At 55.8% G+C, this 22,554-nt stretch carries 15 protein-coding genes; 3 read left to right on the forward strand and 12 right to left on the reverse strand.

Annotated elements, in window-relative coordinates; all coding sequences use genetic code 11:
- Nucleotides 1–1,144: 1,144 nt before the first annotated feature.
- The 7 genes from AC1D2Q_RS22205 to AC1D2Q_RS22235 all read right to left on the reverse strand — a co-directional run bounded on the left by AC1D2Q_RS22205 (nucleotide 1,145) and on the right by AC1D2Q_RS22235 (nucleotide 9,891).
- The gene (locus AC1D2Q_RS22205) at nucleotides 1,145–2,833 is read right to left on the reverse strand and encodes a restriction endonuclease subunit S (RefSeq protein ID WP_477814562.1); all 1,689 of its coding nucleotides are present in this window, start codon (nucleotides 2,831–2,833) and stop codon (nucleotides 1,145–1,147) included.
- Nucleotides 2,830–4,299 (reverse strand): type I restriction-modification system subunit M, encoded by a 1,470-nt coding sequence (locus AC1D2Q_RS22210; RefSeq protein ID WP_477814563.1) that lies wholly within the window; start codon nucleotides 4,297–4,299, stop codon nucleotides 2,830–2,832. Before AC1D2Q_RS22210 ends, AC1D2Q_RS22205 begins: the two co-directional genes overlap by 4 nt.
- Nucleotides 4,300–4,301: 2 nt before the next feature.
- Nucleotides 4,302–5,243 carry an HNH endonuclease gene (locus tag AC1D2Q_RS22215; protein ID WP_477814564.1) on the reverse strand — a complete coding sequence of 314 codons (942 nt, stop codon included), beginning with the start codon at nucleotides 5,241–5,243 and terminating at the stop codon, nucleotides 4,302–4,304.
- A 3-nt stretch (nucleotides 5,244–5,246) separates the two neighbouring features.
- Nucleotides 5,247–7,610 (reverse strand): EcoAI/FtnUII family type I restriction enzme subunit R, encoded by a 2,364-nt coding sequence (hsdR, locus tag AC1D2Q_RS22220; protein WP_477814565.1) that lies wholly within the window; start codon nucleotides 7,608–7,610, stop codon nucleotides 5,247–5,249.
- A 144-nt stretch (nucleotides 7,611–7,754) separates the two neighbouring features.
- Complete coding sequence (locus tag AC1D2Q_RS22225; protein ID WP_477814566.1) at nucleotides 7,755–9,101, reverse strand: N-6 DNA methylase; 1,347 nt, start codon at nucleotides 9,099–9,101, stop codon at nucleotides 7,755–7,757.
- Nucleotides 9,102–9,118: 17 nt separating this feature from the next.
- Complete coding sequence (locus tag AC1D2Q_RS22230) at nucleotides 9,119–9,709, reverse strand: restriction endonuclease subunit S (RefSeq protein WP_477814567.1); 591 nt, start codon at nucleotides 9,707–9,709, stop codon at nucleotides 9,119–9,121.
- A complete protein-coding gene (locus AC1D2Q_RS22235; RefSeq protein ID WP_477814568.1) occupies nucleotides 9,709–9,891 on the reverse strand; it encodes a hypothetical protein in 183 nt (60 codons plus the stop codon). The genes AC1D2Q_RS22230 and AC1D2Q_RS22235 overlap by 1 nt, the downstream gene beginning before the upstream one ends.
- A gap of 673 nt (nucleotides 9,892–10,564) precedes the next feature.
- Here AC1D2Q_RS22235 and AC1D2Q_RS22240 point away from each other — a divergent pair.
- Genes AC1D2Q_RS22240 through darG form a run of 3 tightly spaced genes read left to right on the forward strand, consistent with a single transcriptional unit; the run spans nucleotide 10,565 to nucleotide 12,872 of the window.
- Nucleotides 10,565–11,146 (forward strand): DarT ssDNA thymidine ADP-ribosyltransferase family protein, encoded by a 582-nt coding sequence (locus AC1D2Q_RS22240; RefSeq protein WP_018925709.1) that lies wholly within the window; start codon nucleotides 10,565–10,567, stop codon nucleotides 11,144–11,146.
- Nucleotides 11,143–11,787, forward strand: coding sequence for a type II toxin-antitoxin system toxin DNA ADP-ribosyl transferase DarT (gene darT / locus AC1D2Q_RS22245; protein WP_477814569.1), 645 nt, complete (start codon nucleotides 11,143–11,145; stop codon nucleotides 11,785–11,787). Before AC1D2Q_RS22240 ends, darT begins: the two co-directional genes overlap by 4 nt.
- Nucleotides 11,784–12,872, forward strand: coding sequence for a type II toxin-antitoxin system antitoxin DNA ADP-ribosyl glycohydrolase DarG (darG, locus tag AC1D2Q_RS22250; RefSeq protein ID WP_477814570.1), 1,089 nt, complete (start codon nucleotides 11,784–11,786; stop codon nucleotides 12,870–12,872). Before darT ends, darG begins: the two co-directional genes overlap by 4 nt.
- Before the next feature lie 278 nt (nucleotides 12,873–13,150).
- Here the strand turns inward: darG and AC1D2Q_RS22255 are convergent, their stop codons facing one another.
- The 5 genes from AC1D2Q_RS22255 to AC1D2Q_RS22275 are packed head-to-tail and all read right to left on the reverse strand — an operon-like array spanning nucleotide 13,151 to nucleotide 22,509.
- On the reverse strand, nucleotides 13,151–13,957 hold the full coding sequence (locus AC1D2Q_RS22255) for a YfaP family protein (RefSeq protein ID WP_477814571.1): 807 nt from the start codon (nucleotides 13,955–13,957) through the stop codon (nucleotides 13,151–13,153).
- A gap of 3 nt (nucleotides 13,958–13,960) precedes the next feature.
- The gene (locus AC1D2Q_RS22260; protein ID WP_477814572.1) at nucleotides 13,961–15,580 is read right to left on the reverse strand and encodes a DUF2300 domain-containing protein; all 1,620 of its coding nucleotides are present in this window, start codon (nucleotides 15,578–15,580) and stop codon (nucleotides 13,961–13,963) included.
- Between the two features lies 1 nt (nucleotide 15,581).
- Nucleotides 15,582–20,156 carry an alpha-2-macroglobulin family protein gene (locus AC1D2Q_RS22265; RefSeq protein ID WP_477814573.1) on the reverse strand — a complete coding sequence of 1,525 codons (4,575 nt, stop codon included), beginning with the start codon at nucleotides 20,154–20,156 and terminating at the stop codon, nucleotides 15,582–15,584.
- Nucleotides 20,153–20,818, reverse strand: a complete 666-nt coding sequence (locus AC1D2Q_RS22270) for a DUF1175 domain-containing protein (RefSeq protein ID WP_032833720.1) — start codon at nucleotides 20,816–20,818, stop codon at nucleotides 20,153–20,155. The genes AC1D2Q_RS22265 and AC1D2Q_RS22270 overlap by 4 nt, the downstream gene beginning before the upstream one ends.
- The gene (locus AC1D2Q_RS22275; protein WP_477814574.1) at nucleotides 20,788–22,509 is read right to left on the reverse strand and encodes a DUF2138 domain-containing protein; all 1,722 of its coding nucleotides are present in this window, start codon (nucleotides 22,507–22,509) and stop codon (nucleotides 20,788–20,790) included. Before AC1D2Q_RS22275 ends, AC1D2Q_RS22270 begins: the two co-directional genes overlap by 31 nt.
- Nucleotides 22,510–22,554 lie beyond the last annotated feature (45 nt).

Consider the following 22,554-nt stretch of genomic DNA (forward strand, 5'->3'; position numbering starts at 1 on the left):
CCAACATCGGTGTAAGGCCACAAGGTCTCTGGTTACCGACTTTCAAGCCGGGGTCCATCCAAACAGGGCTGCAAAGCCGCCCTGTTTGGATGGACCTCACTTAAAAAACCTAAAACCCATGCAACTATCTGCGCAAAACCACTGATTTCCACCGGTGGATAATTACATCCACAGCCGCAGAACTCCCGAAAACTCGAGCCTTGACCAAAATTATCCACAGGCGTAGAAAAGATCGGGCAAAGCGCTGTCGTTGACAGCAACCCAGGTAGCCAGAACCTTTAAGGTTACGCCACACCGTGGTGGTTCCCCCAAAGTGCGATTAGCGTCCGGCGGCTCGCGCGCTCACAGCAATGTGATGGATGCCTACTTCTACCAGAGTGCCCACTGCGGCAACTCATACCCCTTTATAGCTGCCCTGCAGCAACCTCTCCGCTTGGCCATTTCCTTGCGCCAACCTGCGCCCGTCTCTTTCTTCCGGAAAGAGACGGGCGCTCCTACCGCTGCTGCAGCCCACCTCGTACAAGGCTTTGCGGCATTTCCCCTCGTGACAATCGGCGTGACAAACACCGAAGTCACCAGCAACAGCGATGCAGATGATGGTGCCGCAGTCCACGGAATGGACTTCACCTGACTGACAGTCAGGCATGCCCCGGTCATCGCTTCACTGCCTTAACCCGACTCAGGATCTCGCGGCGCTGGTCTCGTCAGCCAGCGCAGCCTCCACCCGCCCACTTCTTCGGAAGTGCTCAGGAGGCCGGATCATGAGATGCCCAAGCTCCCGGTCGTAAGGAGCCGCCAGTCCCGCGTTAGTGGACACCCCTCACAGGTCGCAGGGGCCTTGATCCCTGATAACACTCAACATTCTTGGCGGGATGACGTGGGGAAGGGTTTTAAAAGTTTTGGCTTCGAGATGTGTTCGATCATGGCACTGGTAGGTAAACGTCACGGGCGCAATTTTGACTCTAGCCGGTAACTGAATTATGCCGAGACCGCGGGGCTGCTTGTGTCTGGCCTTGATCTCACGCAAGAGCTGGGTAATTTCAAGACGCTTGGTTTCAGGACACCAGACTGCGCCCAGTACCATGGATTCTGGACATCATTCTCAGGTGGCAGGACTCGTCGCAGTAGATATTGGATGTTGCGCTCATCTCGCCACTGCCTGTTTGACCAAGGTGCTGGCCAGCTGTTCGTTAAGTTGGCGGCCCTGGCTTAGGCAGTTCTTTAGTTGGTCGCAGAGGGCCATCAGTTGATCGGCTTTGGCTACGATGCGAAGTTGTTCGGCGAGTGGCGGCAAGGCAATTGGATAGTCATTCATTGCTTTGAGGCCAAGATTCATTATTGTGGTACCCGTCGCGCTTTTGAAGGCGTACTCCATAAATCCAGGAGCCTCAATTAATAATCTGACAAAGTATTTGGACACCTCGCTAGCAAGGTTGAAATAGCAGGCACTTTTCCCAAGTACTATTTTTTCTGAATCATAGAATGCAACGTTGCCGATAGTTCCGTTTATTGAAACGAGAACAGTTTGCTTATCCAAAGGCTTTTTATGCTTGAAGTATTCGCTTTCACTAACAGTCCTGGTTTCGGGTTTAATGACAATTTTACCGCCTTTCAAATTATTTCCATTTACAAAGTAATACTCACCACCAGGGCTATAGGTTGGCGTCCCATGCAGGCCATCGCCTAATTGCCGCGCTATTTGCGAAAGCCTTACCCATTTCCAGCCATTGGGCGTTTCAAACGCTTCTTCCTCGGTAGTAATAGGTTCTACGGGCTTTGGCTTTCTTATTTTGCCTTCAAAATGAAGCAGCGCTATCTCGTGAACTATTTTTTCCAATAACTTGCTAGCCGGCTCATCGTAGGGGTCTTGCGGCACCAATTTACCCATCACTGCCAGTTGCAGCAGGGTTTTCTTGAGGGCGTCGATGCTGGGTTCGGAGGTGAATAGGGTGTGGAAGTTTTCGGCCAGGCGTTCCCAATTGGCGGCGAAATCGGAGGCGTCGCTGACTTGGATCAGACTGTCTAGCAAAGCCTGCACCAGTTGGGCGTGGGCGCTTTCGGCGTCAAACTGCTGAGTTTCTAGGCGGTCGCACAGGGCCATTAGTTCATCGACTTTGGCGACGATGCGATGTTGTTCAGCGAGCGGTGGAAGCGATATGAGTAATTGATCCCAATTTGTTCGGTTAATAATGGGTGTAGCTGAACCTGTTGCCGCACTTCTAATAGAGTCTTGGAATTTTGGGCCTGACATAGCATTGAAAACGTATCGAAAACTAGCAAGTAATATCGCTACACTGTTTATCTGCTGATTGAATGCAAGCTCCCGATCAGCAATGGCTCCCTTACCAATAGAACCGCCAATGCAGACCATAAAAATATCTCCTGGCTTGGCAACCGTTGTTTCAGGTCGAGCGAGCTCGGTAAGCCATTTCTCAGGATCAGAAATTTGGCCGGCACCATTAATTTGCCCAGGCCCAATAAACGGCAAGTCGCCACCAAAAAACTCAGGATTTCCTGTGCTCGGCGTTCCTCCAGTAGCTGTTACTCCGATAGCAGCGAGCCTTGTCCAGCTCCAGCTAGGGGGCAAGTCAAAGAGCCTTTCCTCTTCCGAAATCTCCGCCAGCGGCTTCTGGTTCTTGATCTTCCCCTCAGCCACCAACCGCGCCTTTTCCTCGGCTATGCGCATAAGTAACTCACTGGCCGGCTCATCACTCGGGTCTTGCGGCACCAGCTTGCCGCGCACCGCCAGTTCCAGAACCAACTCACGCAGCTTCTTGATGCCATTGGGCGCACCGGCTAGCAGCGGCAGGTTATCGGTGAGCAACGCCGTCATATCTGGCGCTCCAGAGCTTCAGCCAGCACGGCCTTGAGCTGATCGCGCAGGTCGCTGATTTCGCCTTGCAGCGTGGCGTAGTTACGCAGCAGTTCGTCCGGGTCGTGGCTGATTTGCTCGCCGATATGTGGGTTTTTGCAGTCCAGGTTCCAGTTGCGCGCTTGCAGGTCTTCGACACTGACCTTCCAGGCGAATTCGTTCTCCACCCTTGCGGTAAATCCGTCGGCCTCACTGCCCCACCAGGCTTCCTCTACGGCAAACTCTTCGATGCGCATGGGGCGGGTCTTGGAGTAGTTCTTTACCCCTGTCGGGTACTGGTGTTCGTAGAACCACACCTGTTTGGTCGGCATGCCTTTGGTGAAGAACAGCAGGTTAGTCTTGATACCGGTGTAGGGGTTAAACACGCCATTGGGCAGGCGAACGATGGTGTGCAGGTTGCATTCGGTCAGCAGCTTTTCCTTGATGCGGCTCTTGATGCCCTCGCCAAACAGGAAGCCATCAGGCAGCACCACTGCGGCCCGACCACCATCCTTGAGCAGCTGCATAATCAGCACCAAGAACAAGTCAGCTGTTTCACGGGTACGGAATGCGGCAGGGAAGTTGGTTTCAATGCCGTCTTCTTCCATTCCACCGAAAGGCGGATTGGCGACGACGCAATGCACGCGTTCACTCGGCCCCCAGCTGATCAGCGGCTTGCTCAGGGTGTTGTCGTGGCGGATCTGGCTGGGCACCTCGATGCCGTGCAGGATCATATTGGTGGTGGCCAGCAGGTGCGGCAGCGGCTTTTTCTCCACGCCAAAAATACTGGCCTGTAGGGTGCGCTCATCCTCGGCGGTTTTCACGTAGCGGCTGCGCTTATGCTCGATTGCGCAGGTAAGGAAGCCACCCGTACCGCAGGCCGGATCCATGACCTTTTCTTCCAGCTTGGGGTCGACCATGCGCACCATGAACTCAGTGACCGGACGCGGGGTATAGAACTCCCCAGCATTGCCGGCGTTCTGCAAGTCGCGCAGTAGTTGCTCGTAGAGGTTACCGAACTCGTGGCGCTCCTGGGCCTTATTGAAGTCCACGCCCTCCTGAATCTTATTGATCACCTGGCGCAGTAGTTGGCCGGACTTCATGTAGTTGTAGGCATCTTCAAACACGCCACGCACCACGAAAGCTGAAGGTGTATTGCTGTACTCATGTAGGTTTTGCAGCTGCGGAAACAGATTGTTGTCGATAAAGCTTTTGAGATCATCACCGGTCATGCCTTCCGCATCGGCGGCCCAAGTACGCCAGCGGCAGCTCTGAGGTATCGGTGATCGGTAGTTGTCATCCATCAACTCCCATTCAACCTCTCGGTCATCAAAGATTTTCAGAAACAGCAGCCAGACCAACTGGCCGATACGCTGGGCGTCGCCATCCACGCCTACGTCTTTGCGCATGATGTCTTGGATGGATTTGATGGTGCGACTTATCGACATGCTTAGATCCTGAACAAATTGTCGCGATGCCAAGCCAGATAGGGGAGAAGAGCGGGGGTCATCTGGCGTAGGCGCAAATTAGGGGTTATACCCAGCAAGGTAGCAGTTTGGCTGTCCAGCGCAGTGCTGATAAGAATTGCTCCAACGTCATCAAAGCTGATTAACCCTTGGTCGAAAGCCTGATCGAGGTTAGGAACAAGCAGCAGACCGTTGAAAGGGTCAAGTCGCTCTGCTGGCGATGACACATGCCACGGTTTTGCATGAGAGGCCCGCAGCATAGCCAGATTCGAACAACCGGTCACGGCGCAACCACCCCAAAAGCTAAACAACTGTGTACGGTAGGTTCCTTGCCCTATACGTACTTTGTTCAAAGCTCTTCGTTCAGTTTCGGTCACCGCGACGTCTTCCCGTGCATCACGGAGAGTTCCGAACATTTGGTTTTCCCGCTGAATCGATGCACTCAGCGGTGACACCGATGGGGTGCATGCATCGCCCAATATCTCAATGGCACGGATCAAAAAACCACCGGTGCCGCAGACTGGGTCATGAAGGTGAGGTTGTTCAACTGCAGCAGGTGGAGGGACCCTCAGCATTGTGTCCAGAAATGTAGTTAGTGTGGCGCTGTCTGGAAAGCCTATCCCAATACCGTACTCGATCTCGCGACGTCCCCGATGCAAGCGTTTTGGATATCCTCGTAGGTTGCTGTTGTGAACATACCCACTGGATCGCTGGACTCCCTCAGTGCTCAACAATTCGCCCATTTCTGTCTCAGAATTAGGATGCAGAACCAATGGAGTTGTGTCCCTGATACCTGCGCTTTGCTTCAGAAATACGGGCTCGCCAACGCGCTCATGCTCAAAGCGTCGGACCTTTAATTCGGATTGTGGTGGGCAGTGGAAGCCATAGTGCAAAAGCGCTTGGGCTATTTCGTCAGTGGATAGCATGGGTTATCCGTAAAGTTCGTTTTCCAGCTCACGTAATGCTTTGTTGTAGCCATTTTTACCGCCAAAGGCCTCTACTAGTTCAACGAATACTCCGATCTGGGTAAACGGGGCGAGTTGAAGAATTTTTATGTCTTCGATGTGCTCAACGCCAGTGTCGGCATATTTGTCGAGCAACGCCTCAAGCACTTGGCGCGCGGAGCCTGAATACTTCCCGAAGTAGTTGCGTTTTTTCACCTGCTCGGCGCGTTCCTTGCGGGAAAGCGCGGGCTGATCGAAGGCCACATGGCAGATGAGATCGAACGGGTCGAGGGCTTTGCCCTGTTTCTCTGCCACTTCTTCGGCCAGGGCTTCCCACATCACGCCTTGGGCTGCCATCTCGTCGATGATGGCCTTCTTCTGCTCCGAACCACTCCAGCGACGCAGGAATTCATCCAGCGAGGCGAATTGCTTGTGTACGCAGGCGCGCGTGTAGTCGTGTAGCGATTCAGTGATCAGTCGGCCGTCCGGGCCGTAATACTGGACACGTTCGGCGATGACATAAATCGGGACGTTGTCGATGACGTACTTGATGCGTTTTTTACCCTCATCTTCGCCGGTAAAATCCAGGTCATCGCCTTCGTTATCGTTGCCTGCGCTGATGCCATCTTCGTCGGCAAGCGGGTCATCCGGTGGTACGGGAGAGTCATCACCCTCTGGGGCGTAGATCACCACTGGGTCACCGTCGAAGGCAGGGTCGGCAAACAGCTCGGTGGCCTTTTTGAAGTCCATGATGGTGAACCAGTATTTACCGAAGTCCTCGTTGATGCGGGTGCCGCGACCGATGATCTGCTTGAACTCGGTCATCGATTTGATGTGTTGGTCGAGCACGATCAGTTTGCAGGTCTGCGCATCGACTCCGGTGGTCATCAGCTTGCTGGTAGTGGCAATGACTGGGTAGCGCTCTTCCGGGTTGATAAAGTTATCTAGCTCCGCCTTGCCTTCCTGGTCATCCCCTGTGATGCGCATGACGTACTTGCGATTCTCGGCAACGCGATCGGGGTTTAAGTTGACCAAGGCCTGGCGCATACGCTCGGCGTGGTTGATGTCATCGCAGAAGACTATGGTTTTCTGGAACGGATCGGTAGCCTTGAGAAACTCTGTGACTTTCTGCGCGACCAACTGAGTGCGGGCTTCGATGACCAGCGTACGATCCATATCCCTGAGGTTATAGATACGGTCTTCGATCAGCTCACCATTCTTATCGAGCATGCCCTTGGGCGGCCGCCAGCCTTGCAAGTCTTTGTCGAAGTCGATGCGCACCACTTTGTAAGGAGCGAGAAAGCCGTCTTCGATGCCTTGCTTGAGGGTGTAGCTGTACACTGGCTCGCCGAAGTAGGTAATGCTGGAAACCTCCTTTGTCTCCTTCGGCGTGGCAGTGAGGCCGACCTGGGTGGCGTTGGTGAAATAGTCGAGAATCTCGCGCCAGGCTGAATCTTCTGCAGCGCTACCACGGTGGCATTCGTCGATTACGATCAGGTCGAAGAAGTCGCGCGAGAACTGCTTGTAGACATTCATTTCCTCTTCAGTGCCGGTCACAGCCTGGTAAAGAGACAAGTAGATCTCGTAGGAGGTGTCGATCTGCCGTTTGGCAATCTTGGTCATTGCCTGGCCGAAGGGCTTAAAATCGTTGTTCTTGGTCTGATCAACAAGGATGTTGCGGTCAGCCAGAAAGAGGATACGTTTCTTCTGCTTGGACTTCCAAAGCCGCCAGATGATCTGAAAGGCTGTGTAGGTCTTGCCGGTACCTGTGGCCATCACCAACAGGATACGATCCTGCCCACGAGCAACAGCCTCAATCGTACGATTGATCGCATTCGATTGATAATAGCGCGGCATACGCCCCGAACCATCATCGTAATACGGAGCCTCAACTGTTTTTCGGGCAGCGCCCTCAAGCCCTTTCCACTGGCAGTAGCGTTGCCAAAGCTCGGCTGGGGAGGGAAACTGCTCAAGTGTCAGTTCGGTTTCCACCTGCGCGCTTGTTCCGCTGCGATCATGAAAAAGAAAGCCATCCCCATTGCTCGAAAATACGAACGGGACATCTAGAGACTCGGCGTAATCCAATGCTTGCTGCATCCCCGCACCAACAGAATGCTTGTTGTCTTTAGCCTCAATAACGGCAATCGGCAAGTTAGGCTGGTGGTAAAGAATGAAATCTGCACGTCGCGACTTGCCTCGACTGTGAAGCTTGCCCCGGACAATGACCCGCCCCTTGGTAAAGGTCACCTCTTCACGCACCTGCTTTTGAATGTCCCAACCAGCCAGTTGGACAGCTGGAGAGATAAACTTTGTACATATATCCCGTTCAGAAAGCAGCTTTTTGTCCATGAAGTCCTTTCCACCTCAAATAAAATGCCGAGCTTCAACGCCTAATCAGCCATATCTTAATACTATTGCGCCACCATACCGCGCGGCCGGACCCGAAAAAAGCCCTACGTGACAGACATCTTGTTCTGATAGTGCTGGTCAGCTCTAAATAGCGGAAAGAAGCCTCCTCATTTCTTGCTGCAAAAAGCCTAGTTCCTGCTCTAATTGAGTTTGCCGCTCAGACAAAAAATCCAGCGACTCATTCGACACCGAAGGTGCTGGAGCGACATACTTAGAAACTGTCAGATCCCAGTCATTGGCTTCTAATTCCGTTAAGGAAACACAACTAGCCACACCATTGAGGGTTTTTCTCTCAGAGTACAAACCAAAAAGCTGTTCAATAGCACTGATATCTAAACGATTAAGCCGTTGACTCTTTGCAAAAAAACTTGAAGCATCAATAAAAAGCACTTCGTCGGAGGCGCATCGTTTTCTCAAAAATAAAATATTCGCAGGAATAGCGGTGCCATAAAAGGACATTGGTGGAATTGAAACAACCGCCTCAACATTATGCTCCCTGAGCATCTTTTCCCTAATCGCCTTTTCGCTCCCAGCTCTGAAAAGAACTCCCATGGGAACAATTATTGCTGCACGCCCTTCCTCATTCAAACTGAACAGTAAATTTTGGATGAATGCGAAATCTGCGCTAGCCTGGGGAGGTACACCATATCGAAGAAATTCACCCGACTCGCCACTATCCCACTTTCGAAGCGAGAAAGGAGGATTCGCCACAGCTAGATCAAAACGACCATAGATTTTAGTATTATACTCCCCCCCTGAGAGTCCACTTTTTACTTCTATACAACTTTCGACCACACCATGGACAAGTACATTTGTCTTTGCCACGAAAGCTACGCTGGGAGACATTTCTCGACCCAAAACAAACAAATCACCCTTAGGAGAAGTCCGTCGCACATGATTAATAGCCTCTACGAAAAACTCCCCTGACCCACATGCTGGGTCATAGATTTTCTCTCCAGCCCTAGGATCAAGAATTTTTATCATTAAACTAACTATTCCACTTGGCGTGAAAAAATACCCTCCGCGCCCCATATTTTCTTCTGCAAAAAACGACAAAAACCACTCAAAACACTCACCTAACGATCCTTCTCCATTCTGACCATCAAATGGAAACCTAACAAACTCATCCCAAAGCTCGACTAAGACACGCCCTCGCCTTGCGTCAGAGGCCATCGTTAAATCAATCTTTTGCCAAACCTTTAACAAATAATCTTTAAACACTGAAGAGCCATGATCTTCAACAGCCCTCTGAAGCACCGCCTCTAGTGACGCTGAGCGATTACCCTCTCTAAAGTTTTGCCCATCCATTACCGCGTCATATTGCCACCTACAAAACATAAGCAACAACAAGCTTTCCACCACATCAGACTCATTGACATGCAAACGCAGCTGTTCGAACTTTGACACAACCAGTTTCTTGAAATCATCCATCGAAGAACTGTTCACCCTCACCCCCTGCTTAATATTTTATGGGCGGCACTCGCCACAACTTTCTCACCATTGCGCAGCATTTCATGTAAAGCTTCTTTCTGCATACGCCAATTATGGTAAATCGCAACGATACTTTCTTGACTGTCGAAATCAGGTACCGGCAACTTTATCTCAGCCAAATTTTTGACACTAATATTTGGAATAGTTGCTGTAGTCCGTATCGACTCAAGGGCAATACTCCCCATAGCCGAATTAAAAAACCAGTGGAGATAATCCAGACTTACCAATCCCACCCTAGGCCTAATTATGGCAACCTGATTTGTAGTCGTTACCTCACCCGATGAGTTCGCCCCCCTAAATATCATCGCTTCAGTCCGAGTCCCCCTTAGCGGCAAGAGCAAATCACCTGCGAGCAGCTTCACCTTAAGCTTTGACGGCTCGATATCGGCATACGGAAGACTCGCAACATCTCGTAACTCTCCTTCACGGACATCTTTTATCTGGATTAATCTAATGCCATTTATTGAATTATCAGTCTCTGCTCGCTCGCGAAAAGTTTGCCCAAGTGACACATCAGCAATATCAGAGAGTTTCTGCTTCGAGCCCATTACTGTGCAAGCTCCCCAGATTTAGTCTTCTTCAGCTCTATCTGGATGCTACTAGTTGCTGCCCCATCGCTCTGCACCTGGGAAGAGCGGCTAAAATCGATATGGATATCGGGGCTAAGGGCGAGGTAGACCGCAAGGGTTACAGATGTCATCGAAGCGGCTTTAGATTGATTTTTTTTCATTTTTTGCTCCTTGCGTGTCAGCTAGAGGTGGATTCGCTTTGCCAGAACAGCAGAATGCTCACATACTGCTGACAGAGCGAAGATTAGCGCTCCTGTCGCGACACGTCAATACAGTATGTGCGCATTCTGCAATCTTCTTTCTTAGCGTAGCTATGTTTCAGCGGACCATCCGCTCTCTGCCTTCCCATCTAGAGGCAGCGATCGTGCGCCCCACTCACGCACGAAGCGACTGTCTTCGGGCCCCTCTATAGCTAAGCCGATGTACGGGAGTACACGCTCGACAAAAATGCTACGTAGATACCTTCAAAAAAAGCCGGCCAAATGCCGTGCAAAAACTACAAAAAAGTGGGGGAACAAATGGGGGATCAGAGCGCTTTTCAAAACACCTAAAGCATTGTTTTTCAAAAACATAAATCGATAAAAAGCTAACCACAAGCCGGCTTTTTAATGCCTGAAAGAAAGTCACCTTTAGAGGTCCTCTGGAAAATCCCGCAGTTCAACCGATCTGGGTACTACGGAATTCTCTGTTCACTCTCCGTCAGCGCGCTCCATGTTTGTGGCTTTATGTGATAGCACACTAGAATCATGGTGTACGTCCTACTCTGAAGGTCGCTGCTTACACGGACTAGGACTGAAGCCAGCGTAGACAGATGTGCAGGTCAAGGAGACCACCATGCCGGACGCCAGAAATATCAAGGAACAAAAGCTTCTCTACCACCTCACTTCGGTTGAAAATCTGGATGGCATTTTTCAGGAAGGCCTGAAACCTCGCGCCGATATCACTGATTTTAAAGACGTAGCAGACAGTGAAATCCTGAAAAAGCGTCAAGCCCTAAAACTTGACCGCTACGTACCCTTTCATTGGTTTGCTGCAAATCCATTTGATGGAAGCGTGCAGCGCCATAGACCCGATGCCAAATTTGTCCTGATCTCGGTTTACAGATCAATTGCGAAACAAAATGGCTGGAAAGTCATTCCGCGCCATCCACTGGCTAGTGATTCAATCCAGTTACTCGATTACGACGAGGGTTTCGAAGCCATCGAGTGGGAGGTCATGAATACCCGCGAATATCAGGACGCTCATTGCAAGAGTATCTGCATGGCGGAATGCCTAGCCCCTGGCGTTGTTAAACCCAACGTCTTCTTCAAAGTTTTCACTCCTAACGAGGAGGTTGAAGCACTCTGCGCGGCTAAAATGCGCGAGGCCGGTGTTACTGTACTCACCGGCGTGAATCAGAGAATGTTTTATCAATGAATTACAGCAGACTGAATCCAGAGAAGGCTCTGATCTGGCGTATCGTCCACCGCGATAACCTGCCCTGGATTCTGGACAACGGTCTGCATTGCGCCAGCTCCGATGTGCAGGCACCGCAGTACGTGAATATCGGCAACGTCGACTTGATCGACAAACGCCGATCTCGCCACGTGCCCATTGCTCCAAGGGGGGTGTTGGCCGACTACGTGCCCTTCTACTTCACGCCCTTCTCTGTGATGATGAAAAACATTCACTCCGGGTGGAGCGTTCAGCAGCGTAACAACGATGAAATCGTGATTCTCGTCTCCAGCCTGTACCGCGTCGAACAGCTTGGCCTACCGTTTGTCTTCACAAACGCACATGCCTACCCGGATTGGACAGACTATTACAGCGATCTGGCGAATCTCAGCGAGATTGATTGGTCTATCCTTCAACGACGCGACTTCAAACGTGATCCTGATGACCCTCGAAAGATGGAGCGTTATCAGGCCGAAGCACTGATTCACCATCACCTACCGATTACAGGACTCCTTGGCATCATGTGCTACACCGATGCAATGAAAGAACGCATAGAGCAAGACGTCGCCGCTAGAGGCCTGACGTTATCTGTCCATGCGCGTCCGGGATGGTATTTCCAATGATCCGATTTACCCAAGGCAACCTTCTGGAAGCCAAAACCGAAGCCCTCGTCAACACGGTGAATACCGTAGGCGTGATGGGCAAAGGTATCGCGCTGATGTTCAAAGAGCGCTTCACGGAGAACTACCGCCTGTATTCAGCGGCCTGCAAGGCTGGCGAGGTAGAGACAGGCAAGGTTCACGTAACGGCAGTCAACGAACTGGAAGGTCCTCGCTGGATCGTAAATTTCCCGACCAAACGTCACTGGCGATCGCCTTCGCAGATGGTATGGATAACGGAAGGCTTACACGATCTGCGTCGCTTTTTGATTGAAAACCATGTGAAGTCCGTTGCGGTTCCACCGTTAGGTGCCGGTAATGGTGGTTTGAAATGGCCTGAGGTCCGCGAACAGATTGTTGCAGTCTTGAGTGATCTGGATGTAGATGTGCTGGTGTTCGAACCTTCCAATCAGTATCTGAATGTCGCCAAACGTAGCGGAGTGGAGAAGCTCACGCCTGCTCGCGCGCTCATTGCCGAGCTGGTTCGACGCTACTGGGTTCTGGGCATGGAATGCAGCCTGCTTGAGATTCAGAAACTGGCCTGGTTCCTTGAGCGCGCCATAGAAAAGTTACCAGACACCGAAAACCCGCTGAATCTCCAGTTTGTTGCTCATAAGTACGGGCCGTATGCCAATCGGTTGGAGCATCTGCTCAATAATCTTGATGGCAGCTATCTGCATTGCGACAAACGAATTAGTGATGCGGGTATCAGTGATGTGATTTGGTTCGATGAAGAACGCAAAGCCTTTTTGCAAACCTACCTCAAGACAGAGGCCAAGCACTTCTTGCCAGCCTTGGAGCGGACTGCCGAGCTAATCGACGGATTTGAATCGCCCTTCGGTATGGAATTGCTGGCTACGGTCGATTGGTTGCTGAGTCAGGAAGGAGTTTCCCCAACTGTGCCTGCTGTACGTGAAGCGCTGAGTCGTTGGGATGGCGGAGCCGGTGCAGCAGCTCGCAAAAGCAAACTGTTCGATGATCAGGCGCTTGATATCGCACTGAAACGTCTTACCTCCAGTAGTTTCAGGCCTGAAATGGCGGTCTGTTAACTTCTCCAGCGATCCTGCACACGTGCCTATTTGTCGCAGCAGTGCTGCGACTTTTGTCTGCTCCTGGCAACAGGTCGAGCGTTAACCTATCGGAACCGGAAATTGTGTCAGCAGTGCTGTCACAAAAAGAGGCTTCCAGCTCTTTCATGGAGGCTCGAACCATCTGCTGATACTGAGTCAGCAGCCTGCTGACTAACTCTGCTCGCCTCACCCAGGCAATTGGGCAGCAAACTGTTGCCCAATTGAAATAGTCTCAGCACTGCCGAGACGATCTCCCCTCACGGATAACTAAACCCTTTAACCAACGTCAACTCCCCCACCGCCCGCATCGGCACCAGGAACGTCTCCATTTTTTCATCAGGCGTCCCCTCCTCCGTAATCACCGTCACTTGCGCGGTGGTCAGCGGCTGAACCGCATCCTCCTGCCCTTCGTCATCACCGCGATACCCGCCGCCGTAGTAGTTCACGTACACCAGGTATTGCCCCTTGATCGGCGCGGGCATGGCGAAGATTTCCGGGCCGTAGCCGGTGGTCACGTCCACATCCAGCGCCGCACCATTGGGCGCGACACGATCGCCGTACCAGATGTGTGCGCCATCGGGGGTGATGAGGTGCAAGTCCAGGTCCGTGCCGTCGCTGTCCCAGGCCAGCAGCACGCGCAATTTGGCTGGGGTGGCTCCGCCGTTGGCATTGAGGAACTGCGTGCGGTGGCGTTGTTGGCCATCGGGGCTGCGGACTTCAACGCTGTTGCTGCCTTTGGGGAATGAGAACGGGCGGTCGAAGCGACCGGCGGGGTCGATCTTCAGTGGCATGCTGACGCCGTTGACGATCAGCTTGCCGGGTTCATTGCTCTTGGGGGTGGATTGGATCTGGCCGGTAATGCGCGCCGTGTTGGCCTGGCCCACCGGGGTGTTAACCGACGAAGCCGGGTAATTGACCGTCTGACGAAAGCTTTCGCCTTCGCCTTCAGGGGCGCCGGTACGCCAGCCGCCAATGGGCGTATCAAGTTTGACGGCGGCAAATGTCGCTGGCAGTACGCAAAAAGCGCAAAGCAACAGCAAGACCTGTGGATAACGGAGTTTCATGGCCTATTCCAGCAAGAGGTGACGGGCGAGCCCTTCGATGTAGGTTTCATCCTGGCCGTTAGGGTGTGCTTCGAAGGCCAGGTGCAGGTATTCGTGGGTCAGGTCGAGGCGGTCTTGCAACGACAGCACGCCGCGCACGTAGATGCGCTGGCGTTCGCGGTCGACAAACGGACGACCAAAGGCCAGGCGGCAGACCGCAAAGGTGCTGACTTCGTTGTAGCCGACTTCGCTTTCGAGCCGTTGGCGCCAGCCGCGGCGCTGGTTTTGCAGCCAGTCCTGCGCGGCGGGCAGCGCTTCGCAGGAGGCGACGGGGTTGTCCCAGCGACTGAGGCTGGCGCGCGGGTAGGCATGCAGCAGGATGGCGTCGTAGCGTTGACCGGCATTGGCTTGTTCGACGGCTTGCTGCCAGGAGAGTTTGTCCGGCCCCGGTTGGTCGGAGTGATAGGTGACGTTGCTGCCGGCGAGAACCAGATCGCTGGTCCACGAGGCGATATTGCGCGACTCAGTGGCGGCCGGACGTGGCGCGACGCGCTGTCGACTGCTGCTGTCGTCGATGCTCAGGCAGTCGCCGTTGCGAGTGGCGTTTTGCAGCAGGTAGGTGCGGATCGCGACGGCCAGGGCTTTGGCCGCTTCGACGGGTTCAGGCCTGGCTTCACGCTGCAGGACCCGGGCGACGTATTCTTCACGATCGAGGCGGGCGACGAGTTTGTCTTTGAGCAAGAACAACTCGCCATCGCTGTGAATATCGAGTTGATTGCCGTTGGCGAACTCGACGCGATAGTCGCCTTGCAAAGGGCCGGGCGCTACAACGCGGTCCCCCGACAGCACGCGTTTCAGTGGATAACGCGCGAACAGACCGACCTCAACGCACTTCCCTGCCTCGGCTGGCCACGACGAGGGCAGTACCGTCGCCAGCGCCTGCCCATAAGTGCGCAAGACCATCTGACTGGTGCCGCGCCCACCGGCCCAGATCGGTGTGCCGTCTACCGTCCAGCCCGCGAATCCGCCTTGGCGCGACGAGGGATCCTGATCCCCCAGCCAGCTCCAGGTTTTCACCCGCAACCGACCGCCGAGTTCACCCACGACATCGCCGTCCGCGGCATTGAGCACCACATCGAGCAACACCCTTCGGGCCTGATCCTGCGCGGGCATTACAGCCAGTACCTTCAACAACTCAGCCACCGAAACCCGGGTCTGCGGTTGCAACGACGGCAAATCCAGTAACCACTTCGGCGCTTGTCTGGCCTGCCAATACTCGCGCCACTGTGCGCCGGCAATGCCCAGGCGTGCAGGCTCAAAGTACAACCCGCAGGACTTCACCAACGCCTGATCGCGCCCGATCGTACCGCCCGCCGTGCAGCAATAAACTTCTTCCTTCGATTGCCCGCGACATTCATAAGCGGGCTCGCGCGCGCCGGTGTCCACCAGCCAGCCGTAGACAAACAGCTTCCACAAGCTGCCCAACGGCGTCTGCAAATCATCAGGCAATGGCTCACGCGAGATCACCTGAGTCTGGCTCAACGCAAGCAGCTCACCCTTGAAACCCAGGCGCAGCGGCTCGTCCTGCGCTGTCGCCAGCGCAGGAATCAAACACAGCAACCACCAGACCAGACGCCAGGTCATGTCAGTTGACCGTGACCTGACCGAGTGCCGGTTTCTGTTCCTGAGCCTGATGCTGTGGCGCGTAGACCTGCGTGAAACGCACCGGCGGCAGGTTGAACTGGCCTTTTTGCGAGAAGCGCACCAGATGACGCAGGCGCAACTCACCGCTCAGCGCATCCACTGGCACCGCATACGCCATTTGCCCCGGCTCGAAACGGGCCTTCTCCAACGCAGTCGGCTCGGTGCCGACCTTGCCCATCAGCTTGATGCCCCACGTGGTGCGCTCGACGTCCGCGCCCGGTGGCAGCGGCACTTCGAGCATGCCGTAGCGCAGCGGTTTCGCCGCTTTGCTGGTGATGATCACTTCGTCCAGGTACAGGCTGTCGCTGGACAACGGCTTGGTGCCGACCGCTTCGAGTTTGAATTCGAACGCCTCATCACCCGGCACCAGACGCGACAGGCGACGGGTGATGGTCACAGCCATCGGATCGATTGCCGGTTGTTTGGTCTGGAAGCTCAACATGGCGCGTAGCGGGCGCTCTTGCGTCCCGGTCAGCGACAATACCGCCGGCACTGGCGAAGAACCCTGCCACGTCCAATACATCTCACCGGTATCACTGTAACGTTTCTTCCAGCCCTCACCCGGTGCCAATGCGATGGTCGGAGAGGCCTGCTCGATGCTGCGTTGCAACCAGGTCAGCGCCAACGCGCGTTCCAGGGTCGATTGCTGTGGCAACAGGCGTTGCAACAACGCTTGCGCATGAGCCTGATCGAAAGCTTGCAGTGACAGGTTCAGGGCTTCGACAAACGGTTGAGCGCTGGCGGCCACTTGCTGTTGCGCAGCATCCACTTGACGACTGAACGCCGGCGGCAGATTGACCTTGGCCTGACGCGCCAAAGACGCGGTCAACACCCGAGCACTGGCCAGCCCCAAGGCCGAATCCGGATCGTTCATGACCAGGCTCTCTGCGCCATCGTCCATCACGCTCGCCGCTTTGCCCTCGCCGGCTTTCGCCAGATCATCCATCAAACCGCTGAGCAGCGTGTTCACCGGCAATTGCATCTGTTTGGCAAACGACAGAATCAACGCCCGCTGCAACAGTGGTGTGTTCTGCGCCTGTTTCGCGTACACCTCCAACACCCGCTGCCAGTGCTCCGGCGGCAGGCTCAGTTCCAGCACTTTGCTGGCGTGCCAGTCGGCGTAATAGGCGTAAGCGGTGAGGAATGCATCCGGCTCGCCGTCAAAGCCCCACCAGGTGAAGCTCGCCGACGGCCCGGCCATTTGCACCAGACGCAGGCGGCTGTTCTGCATGATCAAACGCAAGCGATCACGGATCTGCGGGTTCGACGACAGCGTTGGATAGGCGATGCTCAGCGGCAGCAGACGGCTGGCGGTTTGTTCGACGCCGCCATACGGATAGCTCAGCAGATCGTCGAGAGCCGAACGGAACACCGCTTGCGGGCTGTCATCCAGACGCAGGCGAATATCCGTGGCGTCCGTCGGCAAGGTCAACGGCGTGTCGCCGCTGACCGCGTCCAGGCTTTGGCTCTGGGTCACCTGCCAGCCTTCGCCAGTCGCGGTCAGGCGTACGGCCAAGGCGTCAGCGGTTTTGCCATCCTGCACCAGCTCGGCGGTCCAATCGCCATTGGCCAATGTGAATGCCGGCAATGGGACGTAGTTGACGCCGTTGTTCAGTGTGACCGGCACACGTTGCTCGGCACCCGCGTAATGAATCACCAGCTCAGCCTTGACCGGTTTCTCGGCCTGACTGAAAGCGAATACGCCAAGATCCGGTTTGTCGCCGTTGCGGAATTTGGTCGGGCCGCTCCACTTCAGGTACAGCGGTTTTTCCGAGCGCACAAATTGCTTCTTCTGCCCGACCTGACCGTCATCGGCGATGGCGCGGGCGGTGATGCGCCAGCGGGTCAAGGAGTCCGGCATCTTGAAGGTGAAGCGGGTCTTGCCGTTGGCGTCGGTGATCAATTCCGGCTGCCACGCAGCGGTGTCGACGTCCTCACGACGCGGCCGCTCCAACACTTTCACCCCACGCTCGCTGCGGTTGGCTTTGCCCGGCGCGCCCGGGCTGCCCGGCAGTGCCACGTCGTAGCTGATGAACGACAAACTGGCGCTGGTGCGCACGTTGTTGCGGCGCGGGTGATAGAAGAACTGGTCGATGGTCGGCGCCACTTCCGGCTGCAGCGCGTAGATCATTTCGTCGACCACGCTGACCGTCAGGTGAGCCGGAATCGGCTTGCCGGCGAACTGCGTCGTGAGGTCCACGGACACCGTATCGCCCGGCTGATACGCCTCTTTGTCAGTGCTGATCGCCACATCGATCTGTGGTGCGACGACTTTGATACCGGCGTTCTGGAAGCTGTACTGACCGCCCTTGGTGTAGAGCACAGAGAACGTCATGTTCGGCGCGAATGGGTCTTTCACCGGGATCCGTGCGCGGTATTGGGTGTCGCTGAGTTTTTCCATCTTCAGCCAGTCGCCGCCCTTGGACAGCAACGCCGTGGCCTCGACCTTGTCGCGCTCGAGCGACAACAACGCATCGCTGATCGGCTCGGGGAAAGTGATCAATGCGAGGGCTTCGTCGCCAGCCTTGTACTCGGGTTTGTCGAGGACGATTTCCACGGTGCCAGGCACCGCTTTGACGCCATCACCGGTGACCGAATGACCGGTCGCGCCCAGAACGCGGCCATGATCATCTTTCAGCGTCAGGTTGTAAGTACCCGGACGGTCGAAGGCCAGGGTGAAGCCTTTGTCTTTGGCGGCAAGTTTGCCTTCGCCAGTGGTCTGGTCTTCGAGTCGCACCCAGCTGTAGCTGCTCGGGTTGACCGCTTTGCTTTGCTCGCTGCCACCTTCGTTGGCATAGCTGAAGGCAACCTTGCCGCCCACCGCGCTGAACCGTTGCGGCGCGCTCAGGCGGAAACTGGCGGCGCCCCGGTCGATGAGGATTTCCTTGGTGGTCTTGACCCGGTACGCCGCGCCATCACTGGCGAACACGGTGAGCATGTAGCGGCTCGGTTTCTCGGCGGCGGGCAGGTCAAGCGTCGCGTTGCCCTTGGCGTCGGTGGTCAGTTCGGCGCTGGTCAGCTCCACCGGGAATTGCCCCAGGTATTGCAGTTCGTTATCGACCATCGACAGTTGTTGGGCGCGCAGGCTCAGGCTCACCTTGGCGTCGGCCACCGGTTTACCGTCCGGGTACAACAACACCAGGCTGCCTTTGACCGGTTCGCCGGTACGGTAATCCTGCTTGGCCAGGTTCAGGGAAATCTCGAAGTGCGGCTTGATGTACTCAGCCACGCGGAAGGCGCTGCTGTAGGCCTGATCCTTGTAGCTGAAACGCAGCTCATAACCACCTGCCACCGCATTGTCCGGCAACTGGAAACGGCCCTGAGTACCGGCCTTGGAATCGAGCTTCAACGCCAACGATTGCAGCGCCGTGCCGGTGGCATCGAGCACCGTCACATTGACATCGGCAGCGGTCGGCGCCACGGAATCCCGGGCATTCTTGAACTCGCGACCGACGATTTTCAACGACACCCAATCCCCCGGCCGGTACAGCGGCCGATCGGTAAACGCATAGAGTTTGGTGTCGTAGATTTCGCTGTCGTAATAGAAGTTCTCGGAGACGAACACCCCGCCCTCTTCGTCTTCGCCGATCACGAACGAACGCTCGGGGCTGACGTGTTTCAGGCGCAGCAAGCCATCGGTATCGGTAGCGCCACTGCTCATCACGCCCAGGCCGTCGGTCCATAGCACATTAACCTTGGGCACCGAACTACCTTCGTGTTTGCGCGCAGCCCACACCAGCAATTCATCACCGGCAATCTTGCTCACGGCCACGGTGTTGGATACGAACACCATGGTGGTCGCGCGGTACTTGCCGATCAGCGCTTCCACCAGATACAGGCCCGGTTTCAGGTTGCCCAACGGGATGTACACGTTGCCCGGCGAGACGCTGACGAACTCGCTGGAAGAACCGACCAGCTTCACGCCTTCGGGCGGCTGGATCGGTTTGGCTTGCCACAGCGGATAACGGAATTGGCTGACCACCGGCAGGCCCGGAATCAACGCGAATTGTGGCTGTGCGTCGTAGGGCGTTGGCGCGGCGATGGCGGTGCCCATCTTCAGTTCCGGCACTTCCTCGGTGACTTGTTTACGCGACTCGTAGGAAAACGCCCGCTGCATCACCCGACGGGATTTGCGGTACCAGTTGTCCCACAGGTACGCGAGGGTGTTCGACAGGCCTTCGCCCTTGAACTGGCCGTCGCTGACCACACGGTGCAGGTTCTTCTGGCGCTTGAGGAAATCCAGCGGCTTGTCGATGCGATACACCCGAATGTCCGCACCGCCGTAAGGCTCCATGCGGAACCGGCGATAGTCACGACCCGGAGCTTCGAGGCGTACCACCGCCTGTTCATCGCTGGCGAAACTACTGTCGGCCAACAGGAAAAAACTTTCACCGGCCACCGGCGTATAGCCGCTCGGCTCGACGGTGTCTTCGGCGTTGACTGCCGACAGCGGCAGAACCAACGCAAGCAAAAGAGGCAGTTTTGAGCAAATGCGCAACATGCGGGCACCGATCATTGGGAGAGAAAGTTCAGTCGATAGACGCCGATGAAGTTGGGGTTGGCTGCGTCGGGTATCCATCGGGTGTCCTTCCATGTCATGAGTTGCTGCAGGCTTGCGGAGCGCATGCCGTTGTCGGTGGGGGTAGTGGTGCCGGTGTGATAGGCGATGAAGCGGCCCATCCAGATCATCAGGTGCTGGTCATCGCCCTGATCGAAAAACATCAAATCGCCGGGCCGGGCCTGGGCCAGATCGCGGCCGACCAGATGGCTGTTGAACTGAATCAGTTTGATCGCGTTGACGTAGGGCCCGACCTTGCCGCCGCCCTGCTGCCATTGCTGGGCGAGGCCGCGTTGGGCGTCACTCAGTTGCAGCTCCGGCGGCAGGTAGCGGTTGGACAGGCCATTGCTGCGCAGCCATTTGTCGTCATGGACTTTCAGCGCTTCGTTGGCGGCAAACCGCACCAGCCCGGCGCAGTCCTGCTGGTACCAGCGCGGGCTCGGGCCTTGGGTCAATTGTTCCTGGGCGATGCGCACGAACCAGGCGCGGAATACCTGGGATTGCTGCGGGTCGAGCGCGGCGGCTTCGCTGGCGAATGTGCGCGTCCCCAGCAGCAACGCCAGCAAGCCGAGGCCTCGGATGAGCGCGGTCACAGAGCTTTCCACTCCAGCGGCAGCCATTGCCAGTGGCCGTCGGGCTCGCTGCCTTTGGGCAAGGTCAGGGCGTATTTGCCGTAGCCGCCGAGGGTGCGCAGTTTCGGGATCAGGTAGGTTTGCGCTGCGTTGTAGAACACCGGCTCCATGTCTTGCGGCAGGCTGTCGAGGGTTTCCTGCTGCATCAGTTGCGCCATGGAGTCGGGGCCGAAATAGATCGGCATCAGCAGGTCTTTGGGCAGCACGTCAGCCAGCGGCGGGAAACGTTTGTCGAGGGTGCCCAGCGCTTTGTCGACAAGTTTGTCGTCAAGGGAGAACAGCAGCGTCGAACCGTGGCGCGCCAGGCTGACGCGCATGAAGGCTTTGCCGGTGATCGCGTCTGGCTGCTCGGCATCCTTGGCCTTATAAGGACCGAAGTTGGAACTGACCTGACGCTGCCACTGATGGGTTTTACCGTCCTGTTTCTCGACCACCGGGAATGCGTGTTCGGCAACATTGCCTTCGTAGGCACCGACCATCGAGCCGAACAGGTTGCCCAAGTCACCATCGAGTTTGGCACTGTCATCATCATTCAGGCTGGCCACCAACAGCGGCGTGTACAGCCGCGAATCGGCATACCAGCACAGGCCGGCGGCACCGGCCATGTGTTCAGTCAGGGCTTGGGCCACGGACTCTTCGGCGCCGAGTTTCACCAGTAGCGGTTTCTGTTGTTCGGCGGCCAACGGCAAGGCCACGCAAGCGCTGGCGCCCATCGGCATGGCTTGCCAGATCGGTTTGAAGTCGAAGTCCGGCTGGTTGTCCAGTTCGTCCATGGCCAGGAAGCTGTGCCAGCCCTTGTCGTCCATGTCGAAACGCAGGCCGGCGAAGTTCGGGATGAAGCGCTGATAACCCATGGCCAACACGCTGGAGTTGACCGAAAGGCGTTGTTTTACCTCGGGCGCACGTGGCGGCAGGCCGAAGGCCTCGGGGAATAGTTTGTCGCCGTTGAGCAAGGCGGCGATCGCCTTGGTCGAAACGCCGCCGGTTTCCTCCAAAGCCCCGTTATCCGGGTCGTAGAGTTTGGCCGGATTGGACAGCACCACCAATTTGTCGCCATGGGAGGCGAACACCAACGACTTGCTGGCGTTGTAGTTGAGCTGATAGAGGGTGACGGCGTCGGCACCGACTTTCACTTCACTGAGCTTGCTCAGTTGCGAATCATCCAGCGCCACTTTCGCCAGCGGCTCCAGCACCTTGGCCAGCCCTCCGCGATCCATCACCAACAGGAAATCCTTGAGACGCCCATCCGCCCCACGCCACAGCGCCACATCCGCCGGTTGGTCGAAGAGCTGCTCGATCAGGCTGTCCTGCAGCTTCAGGTCATGCTCGTAAATAATCCGCCGCAGACTGCCAATCAAACCGAGACGGTCGGCGTGAGCTTCGTAATAGAAGACGAAATCTTCGGTCAGGGTTTCCTTGAGGAACGGCACGGCCAGCAAATCCTTGGGCAGCTGACTCAAGGAATGGGTTTCGAGCAGACCGTCCGGCCGGCTCATGCCCAGTTTGTCACTGGCCAATTGCGCAGGCGGGGCCTTGGGTTTGTGCAGGAGCCAGCCCAATCCGCCTGCCACGCCGGCTACCAGGCATAGCCCGATCACCAGCGCTGGCCAGCGGCGAGGAGGTTTGGCAGCGGGTGCGGCGGCCGGGGAAGCTGCTGGTGGAATCGTGTTATCACTCATGTTCACGCTCATTTTCACAAGGCTGAATTCAACCGTGGTGCGGGA

The sequence above is a fragment of the Pseudomonas sp. P1_A1 genome (genome assembly GCF_056406935.1).